The sequence below is a fragment of the Phenylobacterium sp. genome (assembly GCF_030651755.1).
Taxonomy (GTDB): Bacteria; Pseudomonadota; Alphaproteobacteria; order Caulobacterales; family Caulobacteraceae; genus Phenylobacterium.
The window spans coordinates 11,952-34,931 of record NZ_JAUSBZ010000042.1 but is presented as its reverse complement, the minus strand read 5'-3'; the positions used below and the strand labels follow the sequence as shown (position 1 = coordinate 34,931).

Sequence of the window (22,980 nt, the reverse complement as noted above, 5' to 3'; positions counted from 1 at the left end):
GCTATTTCGCCGCCCTCGGCTCCGGAGCGGTCGCTTTCGGGGCTATTTCGTATTTTTGTTTCACCGCCACCGCCATGTGCGCCGGGTGGCGCAACGGCAGGCAGGCAGGAGAGAGTCCCCTGGTTCAGATTTTCGTCCGCGACAATAATGTCGACCAGGCCCTCAAGGCCCTGAAGAAGAAGATGCAGCGCGAAGGCTCGTTCCGCGAGATGAAGCGCCACGTCCATTACGAGAAGCCCTCGGAAAAGCGCGCGCGCCAGAAGGCTGAAGCCGTCCGCCGCGCCCGCAAGCTGGCCCGCAAGCGCGCCCAGCGCGAAGGTCTGATCGCGGCCCCCAAGCCGCGCGCCCGCTAAGGACGCCTGCGTCTTCGCCCTGGCGGGACGTGCGATCGTGAAGAGATATCAGGCCGCGCAGCCCGTCTGCGCGGCCTTTCTCGTTCCCAGAGCCCAGAGATTCTGCAGCCAGACCGCGACCTGCGGTCACTCTGGCCCGCCCCTTGCTGGTGAAACCGCTCAGGCCATCCTATCTTAGGGTCTGAACACGCGTTTTCCCGAGACGGATCAAAAGCACCATGAACATGCGCAATATGGCGATCTGGGGCGTCATCGTCGTCGTCCTGATTGGCCTCTACAGCATGATGAGCGGCGGCGGCCAGGCGGCCAACACGCGCGAGATCACCTACTCGCAGCTTCTCGCCCAGATCGATTCTGGCCGTGTGGCCTCAGCGGTCATCCGCGGCTCGGCCGTCGAGGTGCGCAATTCCGAGGGCCAGGTCTCCACCGCCGTGACCCCGAACAACCAGGAAGAGCTGGTCAAGCGCCTGGAAGCCCAGAACGCGGACATCACGGTCAAGCCGGCCGGGGGCTTCACCCTGGTGGGCTTCATCCTGCAGAGCCTGCCGATCCTGCTGCTGATCGGGGTGTGGATCTTCTTCATGCGCCAGATGCAGGGCGGGGCCCGCGGCGCCATGGGCTTTGGCAAGTCCAAGGCCAAGATGCTGACCGAGAACAAGAACCGCGTCACCTTCGAGGATGTGGCCGGGGTGGACGAGGCCAAGGAAGAGCTGACCGAGATCGTCGACTTCCTGAAGGACCCGCAGAAGTTCCAGCGCCTGGGGGGCAAGATCCCCAAGGGCGCCCTGATGGTCGGCCCTCCCGGCACCGGTAAGACCCTGCTCGGCCGTGCGGTGGCCGGCGAGGCCGGCGTGCCCTTCTTCTATATTTCAGGGTCGGACTTCGTGGAGATGTTCGTCGGCGTCGGCGCCAGCCGGGTGCGCGACATGTTCGAACAGGCCAAGAAGAACGCCCCGTGCATCATCTTCATCGACGAAATCGACGCCGTTGGCCGCCATCGCGGCGCAGGCCTGGGCGGCGGCAATGATGAGCGCGAGCAGACCCTGAACCAGCTGCTGGTGGAGATGGACGGCTTTGATCCCACCGACGCCATCATAGTGATCGCCTCGACCAACCGTCCCGACGTGCTCGATCCGGCCCTGCTGCGTCCCGGCCGCTTCGACCGCCAGGTGGTGGTGCCCAATCCCGACATCAACGGCCGCGAACGCATCCTGCGAGTTCACATGAAGAATGTGCCGCTGGCCGCCGATGTGGAGGTCAAGACCATCGCCCGCGGGACCCCTGGCTTCTCCGGCGCGGACCTGGCCAATCTGGTCAATGAGGCCGCCCTGATGGCCGCGCGGAAGAACCGCCGCATGGTCACCCAGCGGGACTTCGAGGACGCCAAGGACCGGGTCATGATGGGCGCCGAGCGCAAGTCCATGGCCATGACAGACGATGAGAAGCGCCTGACCGCCTATCATGAGGGCGGCCACGCCCTGCTGGCCCTGAACGTCCCGGCCACCGACCCGGTGCACAAGGCCACCATCATTCCCCGGGGCCGGGCTCTGGGCATGGTCATGCAGCTGCCTGAACGGGATCAGCTGTCGATGTCCTACGAACAGATGACCTCGCGCCTGACCATCCTGATGGGCGGCCGGATGGCCGAGGAGCTGATCTTCGGCAAGGACAAGATCACCTCGGGCGCCTCGTCCGACATTGATCAGGCCACCCGCCTGGCCCGGGCCATGGTCACCAAGTGGGGCTTCTCCGACAAGCTCGGCGTGGTCTCCTATGGCGAAAACCAGGATGAGGTCTTCCTGGGCCATTCGGTGTCGCGCACCCAGAGCGTGTCCGAAGAGACCGCTCGGCTGATCGATCAGGAGGTCAAGGCCCTGGTCCAGAACGCCTTCGACGAGGCCCGCCGCATCCTCACCGAGAGGATCGACGAACTGCACAAGGTCGCCCAGGCCCTGCTGGAGTACGAAACCCTGTCCGGCGACGAGATCGTCAATGTGATCAAGGGCGTCGCCCCCAAGCGCGAAGAGCCCGAGAGCCATCGCTCCCTCGGCCCCACCGTGGCGGTGCCGATCTCGCCGCGGCCAGGTCCCGAGCCGGCCTGATCCCGACCGTCTGGAGCAGGGCTCAGCTCTGCTCCAGGCGCCGGGCGGCTTCAGCCACCACCTGGCGACCCCAGCTGGTCAGGTCCGCGCGCTTGAGCTTCTCCATGGCGGCGCCATGGGCCTCAGCCCCAAACCTGCGGCGCAGATAGGCCGCCTCTTCCTCCGCCTCGGCCTGCAGGCGCTTGCGGCGCCGCAGGTGGCGTATCGGGTTCATGATCACGGGCGTGCATCCCAGGTCCGAGGTTGGCCATCCCTGCTGGCACCTTAAGGCGAAGGTGTGACAGACTTCCGGCGCCCGATGTGAGCAGTCGCAGCATTTCGCCCGCGGCGCCCGCACGATTGGCGCCCTGGTCCTTGTGGGATAACCGATTGGGCGTTGCGCGCCTGCGAGAAGTCCTGGAGGTCCGCCCTGATCCGCCCCCCCCGCCGACCCGCCGTGATGGGCGTCCTCAACCTCACCCCCGACAGCTTTTCCGACGGGGGTCGATATGAGGGACTTGAGCCCGCCTTGGCCCAGGCCCGCCGACTGATAGGCCAGGGCGCCGACATCCTCGATATCGGCGGGGAGTCCACCCGCCCTGGCGCCTCACCCGTGCCGGCCGAGGCGGAGATCGGTCGCGTCGTCCCGGTCATCACCGCCCTGGCTGCGGAAGCCGCCCCACCCCTGTCGGTGGACACCATGAAACCGCAGGTGGCCCGGGCGGCGGTGGCCGCCGGGGCGACGATCTGGAACGATGTGACCGCCCTCTCCCATGCGCCCGACAGCGCCGATGTGGCCGCCGAGCTCGGCTGCCAGGTGGTGCTGATGCACATGCAGGGGGAGCCGCGCACCATGCAGGCGGCCCCTCACTATGAGGATGTCACAGCCGAGGTCTGCGCCTTCCTGGTCGATCGAGCGGCGGCCGCCATGGCCGCAGGGGTGGCCCGGGAGAAGATCTGGCTCGACCCTGGGATAGGCTTTGGCAAGTCCCTGGACCACAACCTGGCCCTGCTCGCCCATCTGGACGCGGTCTGCGCCCTGGGCTTTCCCGTTCTGTTGGGCGCCAGCCGGAAACGGTTCATCGCCGCCATCCATCCGGGGGCCGAGGCGCCGGACGCACGGGCGCCGGGCTCGATCGCCGCAGCCCTCGCCGGCGCGCAGGCCGGCGTCGCCGCGGTGCGGGTCCATGATGTGGGGGAAACCATCCAGGCTCTGGATGTCTGGTCGGCCATCAAGGCGGCCCGACGCCCTTAGCCGAGACCGAAATGGTCCTCAAAGCACGCGATCGGCGCCGAGACCCGAAGGGGGCGCAAGGGGAAGGCGAGCCAGGGCGCGTCGGGATCGAGGCCTCCCAGCCCCTCAAGGAAGGTCTGGCTCAGGTCGCCCTTGACCGCGCCCTGATGAGTCAGGAACTGGCCCCAGCTGGAGACGCCGGTCAGGCCGACCTTCCCCGCCAGGGTGGCCGAGGCCGTATAGGCGGGCGGAAACAGGCGGCGATAGGCTTCCACATGGTAGAGCCAAGAGGCGCCGGCCACCGTCTCGGCTTCCGGCGCGGTCCGCCGCAGATGAGCGAACATCCGCGCCAGCTCTGAACGCCGCGCCCCGACCTTGGACCGGGCCAGGGGTCCTGCGCCGTCGCGGCTGTCGTGGTTGTTGAAGTGGATGCGAACCACGCCGGCGTCGGGCGGGTCATAGCTGAAACAGCCGAAGCGGACCTTGTTCGGCTGGGGCGGTTCGTCCGGGGCGGCGGCCATTACCTCCATCGTCCAGTCGAGGCGCGAGGGGGCGTCCGGCGCGCGGTCCAGCCCCTCGGCGTAGCGCCGCCACTCGGCTCCCGGCGGCGCCTCGGACACCTCGCCGAGGCTGAGGCGGCGATGCAGGTTGGTGAAGCCGCGAACCGCCTCCGACAGCGGCAGGCCGCTGCGGGCCGCCAGCGTCTCGGCGAAGGCGAGCTGCAGGCCGAAATAGTCCCGGAACACCGCGACCTGAGCGGCGCGGGCGTCAGCCACGGCCGACATAGGGCATCTGGGTGGCCATCACCGTCATGAACTGGACATTGGCCTCCAGCGGCAGGCTCGCCATGTAGACCACCGCCTGGGCGACGGCGGCCACGTCCATCATCGGCTCAGGCTTCAGGGTCCCGTCGGCCTGGGGGACCCCGCCGGTCATGGCGGCGGTCATCTCGGTGGCGGCGTTGCCGATGTCGATCTGGCCGCAGGCGACGCCATAGGCCCGGCCGTCGAGGCTGGTCGACTTGGTCAGGCCGGTGATCGCGTGCTTGGTGGCGGTGTAGGCCGCCGAGCGCGGCCGCGGCGTGTGGGCCGAGATCGAGCCGTTGTTGATGATCCGCCCGCCCCTGGGGTCCTGGGCCTTCATCAGGCGAAAGGCGCCCTGGGTGCACAGGAAGGCGCCGGTGAGGTTGACGTCGACCACGCGGCGCCAGGCCTTCAGCGACAGATCCTCGAGAGGAACCGGCGGCGCGCCAGTCCCGGCGTTGTTGAACAACAGGTCGAGCCGGCCGAACCGCGCCTGCACGGTGGCGAACAGGGCGCCCACCTGATCCTCGTCGGACACATCGGCAGGGTGGATCAGGACGTCGGACGGAGGCAACCCTGCCGCCGTGTCGTCCAGCGCCGCCCGGCGCCGTCCGGTGAGGGCCAGGGCGAATCCCCCACGGTGCAGAGCGAGCGCGCAGGCCCGTCCGATCCCTGAACCCGCCCCGGTGACCAGGGCGATCTTGGCAAGCTGTGTCATGGGGCGAACCTCGCCCGGCGCAGCCCTGTGGGCAAGCCCGCCGGCCCCCTCGTCAGACGCCCAAGGATATGGAAGAAGCGGCCATGACCTCTCTGACCTCTCCCCTCGGCCGGGTGCTGATCATCGCCGGCTCCGATTCCGGTGGCGGCGCCGGCGTGCAGGCCGACCTGAAAACCGTGATGGCGCTGGGCGGCTATGGCGCCACCGCCATCACGGCGGTGACCGTGCAGAACACCCTTGGCGTCACCGGGGTCCATCCGATCCCCGTCGACATCGTCCAGGCCCAGGCCCGGGCGGTGCTGAGCGACATCGGCGCCGACGCCATCAAGACCGGCATGCTGGGCGATGTGGCCATGGTGGAGGCCGTCGCCGCCCTGCTGGACGAGGCCGCCCCGATCCCGGCGGTGATTGATCCAGTGATGATCGCCAAGGGCGGCGCGAGCCTGCTGGCGTCTGACGCCGTCGACGCGGTGCGCAGCCTGATGGTTCCCCGGGCGGCCCTGCTGACCCCCAACGCCCCTGAGGCCCACGCCCTGACCGGACTTGTGGTGGAAAGCCTGGACGACCAGCGGCGCGCCGGGACCGCGCTGCTTCAGCTCGGCGCCCGTGCGGTGTTGATGAAAGGCGGGCACGTGGCCGGCGATCGGGTGATCGACCTGCTGCTGACCCCCACAGGCGAGACCGTGTTCGAGACCGACCGCCAGGACACCCGCCACACCCATGGCACCGGCTGCACCCTGGCCTCGGCCTGTGCGGTCGGACTGGCCCAGGGCCTGCCCCTGGACGCCGCCGTGGCCCATGCCTGGGCCTATGTGCAGGAGGCCATGGCCAGCGCCCCGGGCCTTGGCCAGGGCCACGGCCCCCTGGACCACGGCTGGACCCTGCGCGCATGATCTCAGAGGCTGACCTGGAACACCGGCTGGCGACCATCCTGCAGGGGGCGCCCAGCCTGATGGGGGTGATGGAGACCGCCCGGGACCTCGCCCTGCCCGACTGGATGATCTTCTCCGGCGCCATCTATCAGAAGGCGTTGAACCATCTGACGGGCCGCGACCCGGACTATGGGCTGAAGGACTATGACCTCGGCTATTTCGACTCTGGCGACCTCAGCTATGAGGCCGAGGATGTGGTCATCCGCCGGGCGGCGGCCTATCCTCCGCCCCTGGACACCCTGGTGGAGGTGCGTAACCAGGCCCGCGTGCACCTGTGGTTCGAGGATCGGTTCGGCGAGCCCTATGCCCCGCTGGCCTCCAGCGCCGAGGCCTTGAGCCGCTTCACCTCGACCATGTTCGCCGTGGGCGCCCGACTCGAACCGGATGGGACCTTGCGCATCTTCGCCCCCTTCGGTCTCTCCGACCTCTTCGCCCTGCGGCTGGTCCCCAATCCCAGCCGAAAGACCCTGGGCTTTGCGCGCACCGCCGCCGCCGCCCAGGCCCGCTGGCCGGAACTCGCCGTCCAGGCCTGAGACAAAGGGCAAGCTCTGCCTTGATGGCGTGGCGTTGAGGGCATAAGTGGGCCGAACATCTTCAGCCGCGAGCCTTTCCATGCGCCAGTGGACCATCGACGCCTTCGCCTCCGCCCCCTTCCGGGGCAATCCGGCCTGTGTGGTCGAACCCTTCGACGCCTGGCCCGAGGACGGCTGGATGCAGGCCCTCGCGGCGGAGAACAACCAGGCCGAGACCGCCTTCCTGCTGCGCACCAGCGACCCCGCGCGGTTTGGCCTGCGCTGGTTTACACCCAGCCTTGAGGTGCCCCTGTGCGGCCACGCCACCCTGGCCAGCGCCCATATGTTGTTCGCTGAACTGGGCCTTTCGGCTGACACCGTCACCTTCGACACCCTCTCGGGACCCCTGACCGTCTCTCGGGAGAACGGGGCCTACGCCATGGACTTCCCGGCCTCGCCCATCCGCCAGGTGGAGACCCCGGCGGGACTCGCCGCGGCCCTGGGGATCGAGCCAGACGAGGTCTGGGCCGGGCCGTTCCTGGTGGCGATTCTTAAGGATGAGGCGGCGGTCCGCGCGGCAAGCCCCGACCTGGCGGCGCTCAAGACCATCTCCAGCGCCGCCACCCAGGGACGGGGCAATGTTGGGGTGAGCGCCCTGGCCGAGGGCCTGTCCTACCAGGTGGTCAGCCGCTTCTTCGCCCCGGGGTCAGGGATTCCCGAAGACCCGGCGACGGGCTCGTTCCATTGCATGCTGAGCCCGATCTACGCGGCGAAACTCGGGCGCGCGCGACTGGCCTTCCATCAGGCCTATCCTGGGCGGGGGGGCGACCTGGACTGCGAACTGGCCGGGGATCGGGTGATCCTGCGCGGCCAGGCGGTCAGCGTCATCGACAGCCGGCTGCGGCTCTGAGCCCAAACGAAACAAGCCGGGGGTCCACCCCGGCTTGTCCTTTGCAGCGCGTCAGGCCTCGAGCGCGTTCCGACAGGCGGGAACCAGATATCGGGACGAAACGCGCTCAAGACTTGGAGTGCAGAGCCTGATTCAACGATCAGATTCCGTCTGATCGCATCAGGCTCTAGCGGCGATAGCCGTTGCCATAGCCTTGGCCATAGCCTTGGCCATAGCGACGATCGACATGGCGCATCGCATAGTTGATGCGCGCGCTCAGGGCGTCCATCCGGCGGTCGAGGTCGGACATCTCCCAGCGGGTCAGGCCGCCCCGACGGTAGTTGACCTCAAGATTCTGGATGCTCCGGAACTCTGAACGAAGCTGGAGCACGTCACGGCGCGACAGGGCGCCTGTGCGCTGGCCAAGGTCGATTTGGCGCTCCAGGGCGGCCTGTCGTTGGTTGATCGGGATCCAGGCCGGGGCGCGGACCGGATGACCGGGACGGGGACCCATGTTCTGGCCCGGCCCATGCTGAGCGCCATAGGCCGGCGCGTGGTTGGGCGTACCGTAGCCGCCAGGGGCGGCGGCGGCGGCGGTGGCGAGGCCGGCGGTCAGGGCGGCGCCGGCGGTCAGGGCGATCAGCAGGGACTTCATGGGCTAACTCCTCGTGGGTAGGTCAGCCGCGATGGGCGGCGTTGAGGAGAGAAAGCCATGGCGACGCTGACAGGCGTCTGAGTGGATGGTTGTCAGGCGTTCACCTGGATTCAGGCGCCTCAGGCGACCTGAGCGGCGGCCTCTTCAGCCCGGCCGACCACCGCGCAGATGGTCTGGTAGAGCTTGGCGATCTCGATGGGCTTGGCCACGTGATCATCCATTCCCGCGGCCAGGTAGTCGCTGACCTGGTGGGAGAGGGCGTTGGCGGTGAGGGCCACGATGGGGGTGCGCAGGCGTCGGGTCTCGGCCTCAAGACGGCGGATTTCCCGGGCCGCGGCGATCCCGTCCATGACCGGCATCTGGATGTCCATCAGGATCATGTCATAGGCGCCGGTGGTCCAGGCGGCCACGGCGGCGGCGCCGTCATTGACGATCTCCACCTCCAGGCCCAGGGAGGACATCACCGCGGCCAGGACCTGCTGGTTGGTGGGATTGTCCTCCGCAGCCAGGATCCGCATGGGGCGCCCCTCGCCCTCATCGGGCGCGGCCTCCCCTGGGATATCGTCCAGGTCGTCGACCGCCACCAGGGGCGGCGAGGCCGCAGGCGCCGTCACGTCTTCGGCCGCGGACGGGGCGACGCTCACGCCCCGGGAGAGGGGGAGACGCACTTCGAACAGGGAGCCTTCGCCCTCGCGGCTGCGGGCGTTGATTTCGCCCCCCATCATCTGGGTCAGCTCGCGGCAGATGGACAGGCCAAGGCCCGTTCCCCCGAAGCGCCGGGTGGCGGTGGAATCGGCCTGGGTGAACTTCTCGAACAGTTGCGGGAGCTTGCCGGCGGGCACGCCCACCCCGGTGTCGTGGACGGTGAGGATCAGGCCCCCCAGGGGGTCGGCGGTGAAACGGGCCGAGACCGAGCCCGTCAGGGTGAACTTCACTGCATTGGACAGCAGGTTCCCGAGGATCTGCCGGATCCGGTTGGGGTCGCCCCGCCAGAGGCCCCGGGCGCTGTCGTCGATCTCCACCGAAAAGGCGAGGCCGCGGCTCTCGGCAAGGACTCCGTAACTGGCCCGGGCGGTGGCCGCCAAGGTCTCCAGATCGAAGTCCTCCTCCACGAGGGTGAGCTTGCCGGCCTCGATCTTGGAGATGTCCAATACGTCGTTGATCACGGTGAGCAGCAGGCCGCCCGACTGGCGGATCACCTCCAGCCGGCCGCGCTGGGCGGCGGGCAGCCGGTCCATGGCCATGACATCGGCCATGGCCAGCACGCCGTTCAGGGGGGTGCGGATTTCGTGGCTCATATTGGCCAGGAACTGGGATTTCAGGACATTGGCGGCGTTGGCCGCATCCCGCGCCTCCACCAGTTCGTCCAGAGTCTTGTTCAGGTCCTGCTCCCGGGCGTCCAGGCGGGTCAGTAGGTGATTGAAACTCACCGCCAGACTGCCGAACAGGTCGTCGCGGGCGGTCAGGCCGACAGGCTTGAACTGGCCGCTGGCCGCCACCTGGCGCATCGCCTCCGAAAGGCCCTTCACCGGGGCGATGACTTGGTGGGCCAGGCTCCGGGACAGGAACAGCGCGACCCCCACCCCGCCGAAGAACAAGGCGGCGGTCAGGGCGGCGAACTGAGGCAGCAGGGCGGCCAGTTCCGGCGGCTTGGCCCTGACGCTGAGTTCGCCGATCACCCGGCCCTCCCAGCTTAGCCGCTGGGACACCGCCAGGGTTTGACCTTCCGCGACGCCTTCGGCGACGAACGCCGCCAGGGTCGCGCCCGTGGCGTCGGTCAGGCGGACGCTTGAAATCCGGCGGTCGCGGCTGAGGGCGTCAACGGCGGCGCCGGCGGCGGTCAGGTCGCCGCGGGCGACCGCGGGGGCGGCCAGATCGGCGGTGACCACGGCGAGGGCCTGATAGCTCGACCGGGCCTGTTCGCGGGCCACAGCCCACTGCTGGAGCATGAAGGTCGCGCAGGCCGCCAGCAGGACCACCACCGTCGTGACAAGCGCCACCCCGGCGATCTTCGCATGGAAGGTCGCTTCGTGGCGGGCGCCAGCAGGGTCGGAAGGGGGGGGCGTGACCAAAATTGAGGCGAGCTCCTGGGAGGATCGAGCGCCCGTTCTAAGGGAATAGTCCTAATCATTCGCTTCTCGAACTCGCCTAATAGGCGACGCAACCCCTGCGTGAAGTTGTCACGGTTGCAAGGGAGGACGGGCGTTAACTTTTGGTTTAGCTTGGTTAGCATTCCGTTAACCCCCGAGGAGGGATGCCCCCATGGAAAAGGCGTTTGTAGCCCAGCGTGTGGCCAATAAGCTGTTTGCGACCGAAGAGTCGGTCGACGCGGCCCTGGTCGAAGCCACCGAGCTGATGACCGAAATGCTCAAGGCCCGTAAGGATGTCGGCGTCTCCACCGTGTTCGGCGACGATGCCGCCGCCAAGCTGGTGGACGCCATCAAGGCGCTGGGCGAAGCCCGCACCGCCATGGTCGGCGTGCATGGCGAACTCAACGAAGCCAAGCTCCGCCTGGGCATCCGCACCAAGCTGGTCGGCCCCGACAAGCCCTTCGAGCCGGCCCGCAACGTCCCGGCCATGCGCGACGTCGGCTGATTGCAATAGATTAACTTCGTTGCGCCTCTAATCGGGTTTAGAGGCGCAACGATGACTGCTGGCACAATCTATATTCTGACGTGGGTTCTCCTTTGGACCCTACTATTGACGGTGTGCGCTTTCGCATTTTGCCGTGGTGGCGCCCCTGAACGCGTCGGCGCTGGCCTGATCCTCACGCTCACGGTTGTTACCGCGGCTGGCGACCTCTTCGCGTACTCGAATGGCCTGCGGCAGTATGAGGCTTTTCTTGTCGGGCGGATGATCCTTGAAGGCGCTCTTGCCCTGGGGTTTCTGGGGCTAGCTATACGCTTCACAAGCCTCTGGCTTGGCGGCGCCATGCTGTTCCAGGCGGTCCAATTCTCTCTTCAGGCTGCCTACTTCGTCCTGGAGCGGAAGCATGACGCCATCTATGTCGTCATCAACAATTTGAACTTCTTCGGAATTCTGGCTTGTCTGACCCTGGGAACCTGGGCCGCCAGCCGGCGGCGGCGGCGGGCTGAGGCGGCGGTCATTCCTGCCCGCGCTGAGACAATCTGACGGGGTTTTCAGCAAAAAACTGCTTGTCCTGACGCGCAAATGGGCGTTTGTGCGCGGCGGGCCACGCCCTCCCAACGGGGCGCTGCTCATCTGCAAGGATGGGAGACATCGCAGTGACTGACCATACCAAGCCCGCCATGCGGCCGGCTCGCCCTGAATTCTCGTCCGGCCCGTGCGCCAAGCGCCCCGGATGGACCCCCGAAAATCTGACCAACGCCGTCCTCGGACGCTCGCACCGCTCCAAGCTGGGCAAGGCGCGGCTGAAGGACGCCATCGACCGCACCCGCCAGGTGCTGCAGGTCCCCGACGACTTCCTGATCGGCATCGTGCCGGGCTCCGACACCGGCGCCGTCGAGATGGCCATGTGGTCCATGCTGGGCGCGCGACCCGTGCAGCTGCTGGCCTTTGAGAGCTTCGGCAAGGACTGGGTCACCGACGTGACCAAGCAGCTGAAGATCGAGGCCGAGGTCCTGTCGGCCCCCTATGGCGAGCTGCCGGACCTGACCAAGGTGCGCAAGGACGCCGACCTGGTCTTCACCTGGAACGGCACCACGTCTGGCGTGCGAGTCCCGAACGGCGACTTCATCGCCGACGACCGCGAGGGCGTCACCATCTGCGACGCCACCAGCGCGGCCTTCGCCCAAGACCTGCCCTGGGCCAAGCTCGATGTGGTCACCTTCTCCTGGCAGAAGGCGCTCGGCGGCGAGGCCGCCCATGGCGTCCTGATCCTGTCACCCCGCGCCGTCGCCCGCCTGGAAAGCTACAGCCCGGCCTGGCCGATGCCCAAGCTCTTCCGCATGACCAAGGGCGGCAAGGTGAATCTCGAGATCTTCGAGGGCGCCACCATCAACACGCCGTCCATGCTGTGTGTGGAAGACGCCATCGACGCCCTGAAATGGGCCGAGCGCATCGGCGGCCTGACGGAAATGCGCCGCCGGGCCGACGCCAATCTCGACGTCCTGGCCCGCTGGGTCGAAAAGACAGACTGGGTCGAGTTCCTGGCCGCCGATCCGGCCCTCCGCTCCAACACCTCGGTCTGCCTGAAGGTCGTCGATCCGAAGGTCACGGCCCTGGACGAAGCGGCCCAGGCCGACTTCGCCAAGAAGCTGGCCTCAGCGCTTGAGAAGGAAGCCGTGGCCCTGGACATCGGCGGCTATCGCGACGCTCCCCCGGGCCTACGCATCTGGTGCGGCGCCACGGTGGAGACCTCCGACCTGGAGGCGCTCACGCCCTGGCTGGACTGGGCCTTTGAGTCCCTGGTCGCCGACCTCCAGGCGGCTTGAGCCTCCGTCCGACCTGAAGGGGGCGTGCCGCGCACGCTCCCGCCTTCCCCGACATCACCGCCTGACCGCGAACGGCAGGCGTGCATCCCAGAAAGACCCCCCATGCCCCGCGTCCTGATCGCTGACAAGCTGAGCCCCGCCGCCATCGAGATCTTCAAGCAACGCGGCGTCGACGCCGATGTGAAGACCGGCCTGACCAAGGACGAACTGCTGCAGATCATCGGCGACTATGACGGCCTGGCCGTCCGTTCGGCCACCAAGGCCGACAAGGATGTCATCGCCGCCGCCAAGAAGATGAAGGTCATCGGCCGGGCCGGCATCGGGGTCGACAATGTCGACATCCCCGCCGCCACCGCCGCCGGCATCGTGGTGATGAACACCCCCTTCGGCAATTCGATCACCACGGCCGAGCACGCCATCGCCATGATGTTCGCCCTGGCCCGCCAGCTGCCCGCCGCCGACGTCTCCACCCAGGCCGGCAAGTGGGAGAAGAACCGCTTTATGGGCGTCGAGGTCTACGCCAAGACCCTGGGTCTGATCGGCGCCGGCAATATCGGCTCCATCGTCGCCGACCGGGCGCTGGGCCTGAAGATGAAGGTGGTCGCCTACGACCCCTTCCTATCGCCGGAGCGCGCCGTGGAGCTGGGTGTGGAGAAGGTGGAGCTGGAGGATCTGCTGGCCCGGGCCGACTTCATCACCCTGCACACCCCGCTCACCGACAAGACCCGCAACATCCTGTCGGCCGAGAACCTGGCCAAGACCAAGAAGGGCGTGAAGATCATCAACTGCGCCCGCGGAGGCCTGGTGGACGAAGCCGCCCTGCGCAAGCTGCTGGACGAAGGCCATATCGGCGGGGCGGCCTTTGACGTCTTCGTCGAGGAGCCGGCCAAGGCCAATGTCCTGTTCGGGGCCGAGAACTTCATCGCCACCCCGCACCTGGGCGCCTCCACCAACGAGGCCCAGGAAAATGTCGCCCTGCAGGTGGCCGAGCAGATGAGCGACTACCTGCTCACCGGCGCGGTCACCAATGCGCTGAACTCGCCCTCGGTCACCGCCGAAGAGGCCCCGCGCCTGGCGCCCTTCATCGCCCTCGCCGGCAAGCTCGGCGTCTTCGCCGGCCAGATGGTCGACTACGGGGTGGCGGCCATCGACATCGCCTATGAGGGCGAGGTCTCCAAGCTGAACGCCAAGCCGCTGACCGCTGCGGCCCTGGCCGGCGTCCTGCGGCCCATGCTGGGCGACGCGGTCAACATGGTTTCGGCCCCGGCCGTGGCCAAGGAACGCGGCATCACCCTGTCGGAGTCGCACCAGGAAGACTCCCCCATCTATGAGAGCCTGATCCGCATCACGGTCACCACCGAGAAGGGCAAGCGCTCGTTCGCCGGCTCGGTCCTGGCCGGCACGCCGCGGGTGGTGGAGGTCAAGGGCATGGATCTGGACGCGCCCTTCGGCCCGACCATGCTCTATGTGAACAATGAGGATAAGCCGGGCTTTATCGGCGCGCTCGGGGTCATGCTGGCCGAGGCCGGCGTCAATATCGCCACCTTCAACCTCGGTCGCGTCTCGGCCGGAGACGACGCCATCGCCCTGGTCGGCGTCGACCAGGTGCCCAGCGAGGCCCTGATGACCAACATCCAGGCCCTGCCCCACGTCAAGGAAGCCCGCACCCTGCGCTTCTGATCGGTCTTGCCAGGCGGCGGCGTCAAAGCGACGCTGCCGCCATGGCCGGCCCCCCTGATGAGAAGCACTCCCGCACCGTGCCCGGCGGGCGCGGGTACTGGTGGACTCAGCGCCTCTGGACCCTGGCGGCCGACCTGCCCGTGCAGCCGGTCGCCCTCTCCGACATTCCTGAGTTTGACGTCGATTGCTGGTTCCAGGGCCGTCATAAGCCCAGCATCCGCGAGGTGGCGGGCCATGCGCAGCGCATCTTCAACGCCGATCTGACCTATCCGGTGATCCTCAACGCCGAGGGTCAGCTGATGGACGGCGCCCACCGTCTCGCCAAGGCCTGGCTGGAAGGCCGCACCCACATCGCCGCCGTCCGCTTCCCGGTCACGCCGGAACCCGACTGGATGGTCCCCGCCGCTGGCCTCCCTCAGGTGGACGGCAAGGCGTAGATTTCGCAGCCCGAGGGGCCGCCGCAGTCGGACTGGTTGACGTCTCCGCCGCCCGAGCGTCGCCGGCTCTGGGCGACCCACTCGCTCTTGGGCTTGCAGACCTTCTGGGTGGAGATCCGTGAGCCGGTCGATTCCACCCGCCGGCAGATCACCGGGTCGGTCTGTGGAACGGGCGGCGTCTCTCCATCCACATTCACCCCACTCACCTCGGTGGCGGGCCCCTGCGGCGGCGGCGTCTCCTGGGCGGCGGCCGGCCCGGCCAGCAGGATGGCCGCCAGCGTGGCGAGCAGGACATGGCGCATGAAGTTCAAAATCTCCATCAAACTGCGGCGTCAGGTTTGACCACCCAGGGGCGGCCGACAAGTGAAATGTCCGGCCCCGCGTCGTCCCGGGCGCGTCGCGCCCCTGTTTTGGACGACCGTCTGTGCTAATGCGCCGCCGACGGACGATCGGCTCCACGGAAGACACGCCCCTTGGCCAAGACCACCCTCGACAAGGACCTCGGTAAGGTCACCCGCCTGCAGAGCGCGACCCACGACCTGTCGCGCTCCATCGCCCTGCCGGGGCTGTCAGTCCTGTTCCTGGTGGCGGTCACCATCTTCGCCACCCTGGTGGTCGGCGACGGCCCGCTGGCCATCTATGCCATCGTCGGCGCCGTGATCGCCGGTTACCTCGCCCTGAACATCGGCGCCAATGACGTGGCCAACAATATGGGCCCGGCTGTAGGCGGCAAGGCCCTGCCCATGGCCGCGGCCCTGGTGATCGCCGGGGTCTGTGAGGCGGCCGGCGCCATCCTGGCCGGGGGCGACGTGGTCTCCACCGTCTCCAAGGGCATCATCACCCCGCCGGCCGACCTGGGGACGGTGAACTTCATACTGGTGATGACCGCCGCCCTGTTCGCCGCTGCGGTCTGGATCAACCTGGCCACGGTGATCGGGGCCCCGGTCTCCACCACCCACTCCATTGTCGGCGCCGTCCTGGGCTCCGGCGTCGCCGCCGCCGGCTTCGGGGTGGTGGCCTGGCCGACGCTCGGCGCCATCGCCGCCAGCTGGGTGATTTCGCCAGTCCTTGGAGGACTTGTGGCCGCGGGCCTGCTGGGCCTGATCAAGGTGACCATCCTGTTCCGTCAGGACCGGGTCGCAGCGGCTCGCACCTGGGTGCCGGTGCTGATTGGCCTGATGAGCGGAGTCTTCACCCTCTACATGCTGAGCAAGGGCCTGAACCGGGTCTGGAGCCCGTCTGGCCAGACCGCTCTGGTCCTGGGCGGAATCATGGCCTTGGCCGGCTGGCTCGCGGCCCGCCCATGGGTGGCGCGGCGCGCGGCCAGGATGGAGAACCGTCGCAAGGAGGTCAGCCGGCTGTTCGTCCTGCCGCTGATCTGCGCGGCGGCGCTGCTGTCCTTCGCCCACGGCGCCAATGATGTGGCCAACGCCGTGGGTCCCCTGGCGGCCATCGTCAGCGCGACCCAGACCGGCTCGGCCACCACGGCCGGCGATGTCGCCCTGCCGCTCTGGGTGCTGGCCATCGGGGCGGTGGGCATCTCCCTTGGCCTGGCTCTGTTCGGCCCCCGCCTGATCCGCACGGTCGGGGAGAAAATCACCAAGATGGACGCCATGCGGGCCTATTGCGTGGCCCAGGCCGCGGCCATCACCGTGCTGGGCGCCTCGACCCTGGGCCTTCCGGTCTCCTCGACCCACATCGCCATTGGCGGCATTTTCGGGGTGGGTCTGCTGCGGGAGATCCTGACCAATCGCGGGGTGCGGCGGCGGCCCAACGGGGTCGCGCCCGAAGGCCTCGCCGCCCCGCCGCCCCCGCCTGTCGAGCTCACTGAACGTCAGCGGGAGAAGACGGAGAAGCGCCGCCTGGTGCGCCGGCGTCACGCCTGGAGCATCGCCGCAGCCTGGGTGATCACCGTCCCGGCGGCCGGAGGGCTGGCGGCCGGCATGTATGGCCTGCTCAGCGTCCTGACGCGGCTTTGATCTTGCGGCGGCCCTTGGCTGCCTTGACCGGCGCGGCCTGGGCCTCCAGGCGCTCGGCCGCCCGGTTCAGCAGATCGACCAGGCCCGGGTCGCCGAGGCGGACGGCGGCTTCGGACAGGCTCATCCACCGGCGGCGCCTCTGCCCCCGCTCGGGCCAGCGGTCCAGCTGACGGGTCACCCGCAGGAGGTAGAGGCTGACCTCCAGATCCTCCCGACGATCGCCGCGAATGCGGACGGAAGGATAGGCGCCGAGCGCCACATCCTCCACCTCACCTTCGACCCCGGCCTCCTCCAGGGCCTCCTGGGCGGCGGACTCCCAGGGGGTGCGGCCGCTCATCAGCCCGCCCTTGGGAAACACCCAGCGGCCGGTGCGCCGCGAGGTGACCAGCAGGACCGACACGCCTTTGTCCGTCACGCGATAGGGCACCGCGCCGGCCTGCCGGGTCGGCGCCGCGGGCGTCCGGGGAACGGGGGCTGGCCCCCGCCACCAGTCGATAAATCGTCGCAGCATGCGCGCCCTTCCTGACGATGCGTCGCCTGAACCAGGACGCAACGCGGGGCGCGGGCTCCGGTTCGCGGTCTGGCCGGCGCCCACGCGGTCCCTGGGGGTATCAGATTCGCGAGGGCCGGCGAGGGCCGAGGTCCGCCGACTCATTCTGGGTTGATTGACTCTGGCGGACTCCGGACTAGAACAAAACTAGAACAAAGGATGAGGAGCCATGGCCGGTTTTTGCAGCGGGCGCCCCGAGCAGGAGCGCATCTTGACCGTAAAACCGGGGTCCACCTCTGCGGAACGCGCTCTGGACGCCGTGCGGGCGAAGATCGCCGCCCTGGAGACGGGCGGGCGGGGGGAGTCTGAGTCCCTCCCCTTCGGCGACCCGCGCATCGACCGCTGCTTCCCGGGCGGCCGGGGCCTGCCCCTGCGCCGCTGGCATGAGGTGGGGGGCGAAGGGATGGAGACCGAGACCGCCGCCGCGCCCGCCGCCTTCGCCGCCCTGATGGCCCTGCCCCTCCTGAGGAAGAGGCCGGCGGTATGGATCACCCGGCGGGACGACCTGCACGCGCCCGGCCTGGCGGGGCTGGGCTTTCCCGCAGGCGCCCTGATCGAGGTCTGGGCCAGGGACGAGGCCCAGGCCCTGGCCGCGGCCGAGGACGCCCTGGCGGCGTCCGGGGTGGGCGTCGTGTTCGTGGAGGCCCAGGCCTGCGACCTGACGGCGGGCCGCCGGCTGCAGCTGGCCTGCGAAAAGGGTCAGGCCACCGGCTTCCTCATCGCCCGACGGCCCTTTGGCGGCGGAGCGGCGGGCGCGGCCCAGGGATCGGCGGCGGCCTCCCGCTGGTCCATCGCCCCGGCCCCCAGCGCGCCTATGGCCGGGCGGCCGGGCCTGGGGGCGCCCCGCTGGCGCGCCACCCTGGAGCGCTGTCGCGGCGGACGCCCCGGCGCCTGGCTGTTTGAAAGTCCCGCCGCCTATGACGATACGGAGATCCAGGATGGCACGCATCCTCTGCGCCTGGTCGCCGACCTGGGCGATCGACAACTGGCGCCGACGCAACCCGCCGCCCGCCCCGCAAGCCCCGCCGTCCCCTTCCCCGCCGGGGGGCAAGGGGCGCCGCGCCGGCGCCGCGCCTGAAGCCCCCCTGGCCCTGGTGGAGACCAGCCGTGGAACCCGCCGGCTGGCGGCCGTGGACAGGGCGGCCAGGGCCCTTGGCCTGTTTCCCGGTCAGAAGGCCGCCGACGCCCTGGCCTATGTCCCTGATCTCGTCACCGCCGAGGCCGAGCCTGAGGCCGACGCCCAGGCCCTCGGGGCCCTGGTGGACTGGTGCGTGCGCTTTTCCCCGGCGGTGGCGCCCGATCCGCCTGACGGCCTGTTCCTGGACGTGACGGGGCTGGCCCATCTTTGGGGGGGCGAGGCCGCCCTGACAGCCGACTTCCGCCGCCGCCTGGCCCGCAACGGTCTGCCCGTGGTCTGCGGGGTGGCCGATACGCCGGGCGCCGCCTGGGCCCTGGCCCGCCACGGGGACGGGGCCGGCCTCTGCCCGCCGGGGCGGCAAGGACAGGTGCTCGATCCCCTGCCCCCCAGCGCCCTGCGCATTTCAGAGGCCGCCTGCGCCCAGCTGGAACGCCTGGGCCTGCGCAAGGTCAGCGAGGTCCGCCGCCTGCCGCGCAGCCAGCTCGCCCAGCGTTTTGGCCTGGAGCTGATCACCCGCCTGGATCAGGCCCTGGGCGAGGCGCCCGAGGCCCTGGCCTTTCGCAGGCCCCCCAATCCCTGGTTCGACCGCCTGATCCTGGCCGAGCCCATCAGCACGCCAGAGGATCTGGCCCGGGTGTGCGGCGACATCGTCGAGCGGCTCTGCGCCCGGCTGAGCGCCGAGGGCCAGGGCGCCCGGCGCTTCGAGCTCGCCTATCACCGGGTGGACGGCCGGCCCCAGACCGTGGAGGTGGGCCTGGCCGTCGGCGCCCGGGAGGCTGCGCGGATCACCCGCCTCTTCCTGCCCAGGCTCGACCAGGTGGATCCGGGCTTTGGGGTGGAGCAGGTGACGCTCGCGGCCTTCGAGGTGGAGGCGTTGAGCGCCCGGCAGGCGGCCCTGGCCCCGGAGCCTGTGGGCCAGAGCGCTGTGGAGATCGCACCTTTGGTGGACCGCCTGGCCAACCGCCTGGGGGCTGAGCGGGTCTGGACCAGCCAGGCGGTGGAGAGCCATGTGCCCGAGCGGGCGGTGGCCAGGCGCGCGCCCTTTTCTCCCGAGCCGCCAGCCCGCTGGGACCCGGCGCGGCCCAGGCCCATCCGCCTGTTTCGCCGGCCCGAACCCATTGAGGCCACGGCCCCTGTGCCGGACGATCCGCCGGTGCAGTTCCGCTGGCGGGGCCAGCTGCACCGGGTGCGTCTGGCCGAGGGGCCCGAACGGATCGCCGAGGAATGGTGGAAGGCGCCCATCGAGGCGGCTTCGACCACCCATGTGCGGGACTATTACCGGGTGGAGGACCAGGCCGGCGCCCGGTTCTGGATCTTCCGCGCCGGCCTCTATGAGGCGGGCGCCCCGGCCAGGTGGTGGCTGCACGGCCTGTTCGGATAGGCGAGCCATGTCGCCTAACCCCTCCCCCGCCTATGCCGAGCTGATGGCGGCCAGCAACTTCTCCTTCCTGCGGGGCGCCTCCCACCCGTGGGAGCTGGTGGCCACCGCCGAGGCTTTGGGGATTGCGGCCATCGGCGTCTGCGACCGCAACAGCCTGGCCGGCGTCGTGCGGGCCTGGAGCGCCGGACGCGAGCGAAAGATCCGCGTCCTGACCGGGGCCCGCCTGGACTTCGCCGACGGGACGCCGAGCCTGGTCTGCTATCCCAAGGACCGGGAGGCCTATGGCCGCCTGACCCGCCTGCTAACGCTCGGCCAGCGGCGGGCGAGGAAGGGGGGCTGCGAGCTCTTCTACGAGGACTTCGCCGCCCATGCGGAGGACCAGGTGGTGCTGGCCGTCCCGCCCACCGACCTGGACGAGGCCTTCGCCCAGGCCCTGGCCAAGGTGGCCGGGGACTTTCCGGGCCAGGTCTGGCTGGCGGCGGCGAGGGGCTATGGCGCCCGGGACCTGCCCCGGCTGGCCCAGCTGGAGGCCCTGGCCTCGGCCAGCGGCGCGCCCATGACCGCGGTCAATGACGTGCTCTATCACGGGCCGGAGCGGCGGCCTTTGCAGGACGTCCTGACCTGCATCGCCGAAAAGACCACCATCGACCAGGCCGGCTGGCGCCTGGCGGCCAATGCCGAGCGGCACCTGAAGTCGCCGGCCGAGATGGCCCGGCTGTTCGCCCGCTTTCCAGAGGCCCTGGAACGGTCGACAGCCATCGCCGGCCTGATCGGTTTCGACCTGTCAGAGCTGCGCTACGAATATCCCGACGAGCCCGTGCCGCCGGGCAAGACCCCCATCGCCCACCTGCGCGACATCACCTGGCGCGGCGCCTCCCAGCGCTACCGGCGGGGCGTGCCGGACAAGGTGCGCAAGCTCTTGAACCATGAGCTCGATCTGATCGAGCGGCTGGACTACGCCAACTATTTCCTCACCGTCCATGACATCGTCGCCTGGGCGCGGGCCCAGGGCATTCTCTGCCAGGGGCGAGGATCGGCGGCCAATTCCTGCGTCTGTTTCTGTCTGGGCGTCACGGCGGTGGACCCCACCAAGCCCGACCAGGACCTATTGTTCTCCCGCTTCATCTCTGAAGAGCGCGGCGAGCCCCCGGACATCGACGTGGATTTCGAGCACGAGCGGCGCGAAGAGGTGATGCAGTACGTCTATGGCCGCTATGGCCGCGACCGGGCGGCGATCTGCGCCACCGTCATCCACTATCGCCCGCGCATGGCCATCCGCCAGGTGGGCAAGGCGCTCGGCCTCACCGAGGACGTGACCGCGGCGCTGGCCGGCACGGTCTGGGGCAGTTACGGGACCGGCACGCCTGACGACCATGTCCGCCAGACGGGGCTCGATCCCGACAATCCGCAGATTCGCCGGGCCACCACGCTCGCCACGGCGCTGATCGGCTTTCCCCGGCACCTGTCGCAGCATGTGGGGGGCTTCATCCTCACCAAGCGGCGGCTGGATGAGACCGTACCCATTGGCAATGGGGCCATGAAGGACCGTACCTTCATCGAGTGGGACAAGGACGACATCGATGCGCTGGGCCTGATGAAGGTCGATGTCCTGGCGCTGGGCATGCTGAGCGCCCTGCGCAAGAGCCTCACCATGCTGCGGGCCGACCACGGCCAGCACCTGCACGACCTGGCCGACATCCCTCAGGAGGACCCGGCGGTCTATGACATGCTGAGCCGGGCCGATTCCGTCGGCGTCTTCCAGGTGGAGAGCCGGGCCCAGATGTCCATGCTGCCCAGGCTCAAGCCCCGGCGGTTCTATGACCTGGTGATCGAGGTGGCCATCGTGCGGCCAGGCCCCATCCAGGGCGACATGGTCCACCCCTATCTGCGCCGCCGGGAGGGCAAGGACCCGGTGGACTTCCCCGCCCCCCATCCCGACCACGGGCCGGCTGACGAACTGAAACAGGTCTTGGGCAAGACGCTCGGCGTGCCGCTGTTCCAGGAGCAGGCCATGCGCCTAGCCATCGAGGCGGCCAAGTTCACCGACGCCGAGGCCAACGGCCTGCGCCGGGCCATGGCCACCTTCCGCCACCACGGCAATGTGGGGGACTATGGGGTCAAGTTCATCGAAGGCATGGTCGCCCGGGGCTATGACCCCGATTTCGCCAGGCGCTGCTTCGCCCAGATCGAGGGCTTCGGCTCCTATGGCTTCCCTGAGAGCCACGCGATCAGCTTCGCCCTGCTGGTCTACGCCTCGGCCTGGGTCAAGCAGCGCTGGCCCGACGTCTTTTGCGCCGCGCTCCTCAACAGCCAGCCCATGGGCTTCTACCAGCCCGCCCAGCTGGTCCGGGACGCCCGCGACCATGGGGTGGAGGTGCGCGGCCCCGACATTCTGGCCAGCGCCTGGGACTGCACCCTGGAGACTCCGGACGCGGAGGGCCGGTTGAAGGCCGTGCGCCTGGGCCTGCGCATGATCAAGGGCCTGAGCCGCGAGGAGATGGACCGCCTGGTCGACGCCCGGGCGGCCGGCGCCGACACCCTGCCGCGGCTCGCCCGCCAGGCCCGTCTGTCGCAGCGATCCCTGGATCTGTTGGCCGAGGCCGACGCCTGTCGGTCCCTGGGTCTCGACCGGCGCGCCGCGCTTTGGCTGGCCAAGGGGCTGACCGGCGAGGGCCGCGTCGAGGACACCGCTCCCCTGTTCGCTCGCCAAGGCGGGCTGGCCGCGGCGGAGACCCAGGCCGACCTGCCCCTGATGAGCCTGCCTCACCAGGTGGCCGAGGACTACAGGACCACGCGCCTGTCCCTGAAGGCTCACCCTTGCGGCTTCTTCCGCCGGGGGCTGGCGGACCGGGGCGCGGTTCCCGCCGTCCAGCTGGCTGGCCTGCGGCACGGCGCCAAGGTCTGCGTGGCCGGCCTCGTCCTGGTCCGCCAGCGGCCGGGCACGGCCAAGGGGGTCACCTTCGTCACCCTGGAGGACGAGACCGGAGGGGCCAATCTGGTGATCTGGAAGGACGCCTTCGAGGCCCACCGCCGGCTGGTGATGACCTCGGCCTTCCTGCTGGTCCACGGCCGGCTGCAGAAGGCCGGCGAGGTGATCCATGTGGTGGCCGAACGCTTCGAGGACCTGACCCCCCAGCTTTCCCGCCTGCGGGAGGATCGGGCCGAGATCGCCGCCGCCTCCAAGGTCACCGGCCGCCTGATCCGCAGCCGGGATTTTCACTGA

The 22,980-nt window shown here is 69.2% G+C and carries 21 protein-coding genes and 1 pseudogene; 15 read left to right on the top strand and 7 right to left on the bottom strand.

What is annotated here, in order from left to right; genetic code table 11:
• Nucleotides 1-119 precede the first annotated feature (119 nt).
• Together rpsU and ftsH are read left to right on the top strand one after the other, a co-directional pair.
• Nucleotides 120-353, top strand: a complete 234-nt coding sequence (gene rpsU, locus Q7V15_RS03530; protein WP_300574753.1) for a 30S ribosomal protein S21 — start codon at nt 120-122, stop codon at nt 351-353.
• A gap of 218 nt (nt 354-571) precedes the next feature.
• Entirely contained in the window at nt 572-2,455 is a 1,884-nt protein-coding gene (gene ftsH, locus Q7V15_RS03525) for an ATP-dependent zinc metalloprotease FtsH (protein ID WP_304753857.1), read from the top strand.
• A gap of 22 nt (nt 2,456-2,477) precedes the next feature.
• Here ftsH and Q7V15_RS03520 read toward each other — a convergent pair whose 3' ends face one another.
• Nucleotides 2,478-2,675, bottom strand: coding sequence for a hypothetical protein (locus tag Q7V15_RS03520; RefSeq protein ID WP_304753856.1), 198 nt, complete (start codon nt 2,673-2,675; stop codon nt 2,478-2,480).
• Between the two features lie 219 nt (nt 2,676-2,894).
• Here Q7V15_RS03520 and folP point away from each other — a divergent pair, with 219 nt between their 5' ends.
• The gene (gene folP, locus Q7V15_RS03515; protein ID WP_304753855.1) at nt 2,895-3,689 is read left to right on the top strand and encodes a dihydropteroate synthase; all 795 of its coding nucleotides are present in this window, start codon (nt 2,895-2,897) and stop codon (nt 3,687-3,689) included.
• Here folP and Q7V15_RS03510 read toward each other — a convergent pair.
• Both Q7V15_RS03510 and Q7V15_RS03505 read right to left on the bottom strand, forming a co-directional pair.
• Nucleotides 3,686-4,453, bottom strand: coding sequence for a hypothetical protein (locus tag Q7V15_RS03510; RefSeq protein WP_304753854.1), 768 nt, complete (start codon nt 4,451-4,453; stop codon nt 3,686-3,688). The two genes, folP and Q7V15_RS03510, sit on opposite strands and share 4 nt — an antisense overlap.
• The gene (locus Q7V15_RS03505; protein WP_304753853.1) at nt 4,437-5,189 is read right to left on the bottom strand and encodes an SDR family oxidoreductase; all 753 of its coding nucleotides are present in this window, start codon (nt 5,187-5,189) and stop codon (nt 4,437-4,439) included. Before Q7V15_RS03505 ends, Q7V15_RS03510 begins: the two co-directional genes overlap by 17 nt.
• Before the next feature lie 83 nt (nt 5,190-5,272).
• On the opposite strand from Q7V15_RS03505, the gene thiD reads away from it, so the two are divergent.
• The 3 genes and pseudogenes from thiD to Q7V15_RS03490 all read left to right on the top strand — a co-directional run.
• Complete coding sequence (gene thiD / locus Q7V15_RS03500) at nt 5,273-6,082, top strand: bifunctional hydroxymethylpyrimidine kinase/phosphomethylpyrimidine kinase (protein ID WP_304753852.1); 810 nt, start codon at nt 5,273-5,275, stop codon at nt 6,080-6,082.
• Nucleotides 6,079-6,654, top strand: a complete 576-nt coding sequence (locus Q7V15_RS03495) for a nucleotidyltransferase family protein (protein WP_304753851.1) — start codon at nt 6,079-6,081, stop codon at nt 6,652-6,654. Before thiD ends, Q7V15_RS03495 begins: the two co-directional genes overlap by 4 nt.
• 79 nt (nt 6,655-6,733) lie before the next feature.
• Nucleotides 6,734-7,556: pseudogene (locus tag Q7V15_RS03490) on the top strand (PhzF family phenazine biosynthesis protein); the annotation flags it as partial.
• Between the two features lie 153 nt (nt 7,557-7,709).
• On the opposite strand, the gene Q7V15_RS03485 reads toward Q7V15_RS03490, so the two are convergent.
• Together Q7V15_RS03485 and Q7V15_RS03480 are read right to left on the bottom strand one after the other, a co-directional pair.
• Entirely contained in the window at nt 7,710-8,177 is a 468-nt protein-coding gene (locus tag Q7V15_RS03485) for a hypothetical protein (protein WP_304753849.1), read from the bottom strand.
• Nucleotides 8,178-8,296: 119 nt separating this feature from the next.
• The gene (locus Q7V15_RS03480) at nt 8,297-10,249 is read right to left on the bottom strand and encodes an ATP-binding protein (protein ID WP_304753848.1); all 1,953 of its coding nucleotides are present in this window, start codon (nt 10,247-10,249) and stop codon (nt 8,297-8,299) included.
• Nucleotides 10,250-10,439: 190 nt separating this feature from the next.
• Here Q7V15_RS03480 and Q7V15_RS03475 point away from each other — a divergent pair, with 190 nt between their 5' ends.
• From Q7V15_RS03475 to Q7V15_RS03455, 5 genes are all read left to right on the top strand, one after another.
• The gene (locus tag Q7V15_RS03475; RefSeq protein WP_304753847.1) at nt 10,440-10,772 is read left to right on the top strand and encodes a hypothetical protein; all 333 of its coding nucleotides are present in this window, start codon (nt 10,440-10,442) and stop codon (nt 10,770-10,772) included.
• Nucleotides 10,773-10,823: 51 nt separating this feature from the next.
• Nucleotides 10,824-11,309: a hypothetical protein gene (locus tag Q7V15_RS03470; RefSeq protein WP_304753846.1), complete on the top strand. Its 486-nt coding sequence runs from the start codon at nt 10,824-10,826 to the stop codon at nt 11,307-11,309.
• 98 nt (nt 11,310-11,407) lie between these two features.
• Nucleotides 11,408-12,592, top strand: a complete 1,185-nt coding sequence (locus Q7V15_RS03465) for a phosphoserine transaminase (protein WP_304753845.1) — start codon at nt 11,408-11,410, stop codon at nt 12,590-12,592.
• 102 nt (nt 12,593-12,694) lie between these two features.
• Nucleotides 12,695-14,272: a phosphoglycerate dehydrogenase gene (serA, locus tag Q7V15_RS03460; RefSeq protein WP_304753844.1), complete on the top strand. Its 1,578-nt coding sequence runs from the start codon at nt 12,695-12,697 to the stop codon at nt 14,270-14,272.
• Between the two features lie 41 nt (nt 14,273-14,313).
• A complete protein-coding gene (locus Q7V15_RS03455; protein WP_304753843.1) occupies nt 14,314-14,709 on the top strand; it encodes a hypothetical protein in 396 nt (131 codons plus the stop codon).
• Here Q7V15_RS03455 and Q7V15_RS03450 read toward each other — a convergent pair.
• On the bottom strand, nt 14,688-15,011 hold the full coding sequence (locus Q7V15_RS03450; protein WP_304753842.1) for a hypothetical protein: 324 nt from the start codon (nt 15,009-15,011) through the stop codon (nt 14,688-14,690). The two genes, Q7V15_RS03455 and Q7V15_RS03450, sit on opposite strands and share 22 nt — an antisense overlap.
• A 171-nt stretch (nt 15,012-15,182) precedes the next feature.
• Between Q7V15_RS03450 and Q7V15_RS03445 the strand changes: the two genes are divergently transcribed.
• A complete protein-coding gene (locus tag Q7V15_RS03445; protein ID WP_304753841.1) occupies nt 15,183-16,688 on the top strand; it encodes an inorganic phosphate transporter in 1,506 nt (501 codons plus the stop codon).
• On the opposite strand, the gene Q7V15_RS03440 is transcribed toward Q7V15_RS03445, so the two are convergent.
• Entirely contained in the window at nt 16,666-17,199 is a 534-nt protein-coding gene (locus Q7V15_RS03440) for an NUDIX hydrolase (protein ID WP_304753840.1), read from the bottom strand. The genes Q7V15_RS03445 and Q7V15_RS03440 overlap by 23 nt on opposite strands.
• A gap of 250 nt (nt 17,200-17,449) precedes the next feature.
• On the opposite strand from Q7V15_RS03440, the gene Q7V15_RS03435 reads away from it, so the two are divergent.
• Genes Q7V15_RS03435 through Q7V15_RS03425 form a run of 3 tightly spaced genes read left to right on the top strand, consistent with a single transcriptional unit; the run spans nt 17,450 to nt 22,980 of the window.
• The gene (locus Q7V15_RS03435; RefSeq protein ID WP_304753839.1) at nt 17,450-18,316 is read left to right on the top strand and encodes an ImuA family protein; all 867 of its coding nucleotides are present in this window, start codon (nt 17,450-17,452) and stop codon (nt 18,314-18,316) included.
• A complete protein-coding gene (locus Q7V15_RS03430; protein ID WP_304753866.1) occupies nt 18,216-19,757 on the top strand; it encodes a DNA polymerase Y family protein in 1,542 nt (513 codons plus the stop codon). Before Q7V15_RS03435 ends, Q7V15_RS03430 begins: the two co-directional genes overlap by 101 nt.
• 7 nt (nt 19,758-19,764) lie before the next feature.
• Nucleotides 19,765-22,980: an error-prone DNA polymerase gene (locus tag Q7V15_RS03425; protein WP_304753838.1), complete on the top strand. Its 3,216-nt coding sequence runs from the start codon at nt 19,765-19,767 to the stop codon at nt 22,978-22,980.

Excerpts from the sequence above, each read along its gene's own strand:
- Q7V15_RS03470 (WP_304753846.1), top strand. The coding sequence starts at position 10,824 with ATGACTGCTGGCACAATCTATATTCTGACGTGGGTTCTCCTTTGGACC.
- ftsH (WP_304753857.1), top strand. The coding sequence starts at position 572 with ATGAACATGCGCAATATGGCGATCTGGGGCGTCATCGTCGTCGTCCTG.
- Q7V15_RS03450 (WP_304753842.1), bottom strand. The coding sequence starts at position 15,011 with ATGCGCCATGTCCTGCTCGCCACGCTGGCGGCCATCCTGCTGGCCGGG.
- Q7V15_RS03485 (WP_304753849.1), bottom strand. The coding sequence starts at position 8,177 with ATGAAGTCCCTGCTGATCGCCCTGACCGCCGGCGCCGCCCTGACCGCC.
- Q7V15_RS03495 (WP_304753851.1), top strand. The coding sequence starts at position 6,079 with ATGATCTCAGAGGCTGACCTGGAACACCGGCTGGCGACCATCCTGCAG.
- folP (WP_304753855.1), top strand. The coding sequence starts at position 2,895 with ATGGGCGTCCTCAACCTCACCCCCGACAGCTTTTCCGACGGGGGTCGA.
- Q7V15_RS03505 (WP_304753853.1), bottom strand. The coding sequence starts at position 5,189 with ATGACACAGCTTGCCAAGATCGCCCTGGTCACCGGGGCGGGTTCAGGG.
- thiD (WP_304753852.1), top strand. The coding sequence starts at position 5,273 with ATGACCTCTCTGACCTCTCCCCTCGGCCGGGTGCTGATCATCGCCGGC.
- serA (WP_304753844.1), top strand. The coding sequence starts at position 12,695 with ATGCCCCGCGTCCTGATCGCTGACAAGCTGAGCCCCGCCGCCATCGAG.
- Q7V15_RS03465 (WP_304753845.1), top strand. The coding sequence starts at position 11,408 with ATGGGAGACATCGCAGTGACTGACCATACCAAGCCCGCCATGCGGCCG.
- Q7V15_RS03455 (WP_304753843.1), top strand. The coding sequence starts at position 14,314 with ATGGCCGGCCCCCCTGATGAGAAGCACTCCCGCACCGTGCCCGGCGGG.
- Q7V15_RS03475 (WP_304753847.1), top strand. The coding sequence starts at position 10,440 with ATGGAAAAGGCGTTTGTAGCCCAGCGTGTGGCCAATAAGCTGTTTGCG.
- Q7V15_RS03440 (WP_304753840.1), bottom strand. The coding sequence starts at position 17,199 with ATGCTGCGACGATTTATCGACTGGTGGCGGGGGCCAGCCCCCGTTCCC.
- Q7V15_RS03425 (WP_304753838.1), top strand. The coding sequence starts at position 19,765 with ATGTCGCCTAACCCCTCCCCCGCCTATGCCGAGCTGATGGCGGCCAGC.
- Q7V15_RS03510 (WP_304753854.1), bottom strand. The coding sequence starts at position 4,453 with ATGTCGGCCGTGGCTGACGCCCGCGCCGCTCAGGTCGCGGTGTTCCGG.